General features: G+C 70.9%; 2 protein-coding genes and 1 pseudogene. 2 read left to right on the forward strand and 1 reads right to left on the reverse strand.

Features of this window, described 5'->3' with window-relative positions:
* Both PLL68_RS15755 and PLL68_RS15760 read left to right on the forward strand, forming a co-directional pair.
* Positions 1 to 321: pseudogene (locus PLL68_RS15755) on the forward strand (hypothetical protein); the annotation flags it as partial.
* A 4-nt stretch (positions 322 to 325) separates the two neighbouring features.
* A complete protein-coding gene (locus PLL68_RS15760) occupies positions 326 to 583 on the forward strand; it encodes a hypothetical protein (RefSeq protein WP_324535721.1) in 258 nt (85 codons plus the stop codon).
* A 33-nt stretch (positions 584 to 616) separates the two neighbouring features.
* Here the strand turns inward: PLL68_RS15760 and mce are convergent, their stop codons facing one another.
* Positions 617 to 1,057, reverse strand: coding sequence for a methylmalonyl-CoA epimerase (gene mce, locus PLL68_RS15765; protein WP_324535723.1), 441 nt, complete (start codon positions 1,055 to 1,057; stop codon positions 617 to 619).
* Positions 1,058 to 1,062: the final 5 nt, after the last annotated feature.

Here is a 1,062-nt window from a genome sequence, read left to right on the forward strand (position 1 = left end):
GGCTCGGTGCTCGGGCGCAAGCTCGCGCAGAACCTCACCAACCTCGGGTCCCCGCCGCTGCTGGCCATCTCGATCGCGACGGTGGTTCTCGTGGTGGTGGCCTGGCGGGTCGGCTGGCACCCGGTGGATGCCGGGGTGCCGGTGGTGCGAGGGGCCCTCGTCCTCGCCCTGGTCGGGTTCGCTGTCAACGACTCTGGCCTGGTCATCCCGGCCTTCATCGCCGTCGTGCTGGCCCCGATGCTCGTCGCCGCCGGGGCGGCATCGGATGAGCGCGGCGGCTCGCAGAACGCTGGCTCGGCCGAGCCCGGTGTGCCACGCTGAGAGCATGTCCAACACGATGCCGGGGTCGGGGCCGTGGCGGCCGACGAGCTACGTGGGCCCCCTGGTCATGCTCCTGATGGGGGTCGGGTTCCTCGCCCTGGGCTGGTGGGCCAACGCTCAGGCCGAGGTCGTTCGGGCCACCGACATGTGGGCCTACAACTCGTTGGCCGCGGTGGCGCTGCTCACCGGGGCGCTGTTCCTGCCCTTTGCCGGCGCCACCTTCGTGCGGGCGATGCGCAACCGCAAGGCACTGGTGCGCTGACCGGTCGAGCCCGTCAGCGCGCCGTCGTGACCGTCAGTGGGCTGAGTCGGCCGGCTCGACGAGCTCGACGAGGATGCCACCTGCATCCCTGGGGTGGATGAAGTTGACCCGGCTGTTGCTGGTGCCGCGCCGGGGCGCGTCGTAGAGCAGGCGAAGCCCACGCTCGCGCAAGGTGGCGCTCACGGCATCCAGGTCGGTGACGCGGTAGGCCAGCTGCTGGATGCCGGGGCCGCTGCGGTCGAGGAACTTCGCGATCGTCGAGGCGGGCGTGAGTGGAGCCAGGAGCTGGATGCAGGAACCGGAGTCGCCGACGGCCATCATCGCCTCGCGCACGCCCTGCTCCTCGTTGGTCTCCTCGTGGAGCATCCGCATCCCGTAGGTCGAGGTGTAGAAGGCGATCGCCTCGTCGAGGTCGGGCACGGCGACGCCGACGTGGTCGATCGCGGTGAACAGGTCGGTGGGCAGCGCAGTCATGGCCC

Origin of the sequence: Ornithinibacter sp., assembly GCF_035443565.1 — a bacterium.
Classification (GTDB): domain Bacteria; phylum Actinomycetota; class Actinomycetes; order Actinomycetales; family Dermatophilaceae; genus Fodinibacter.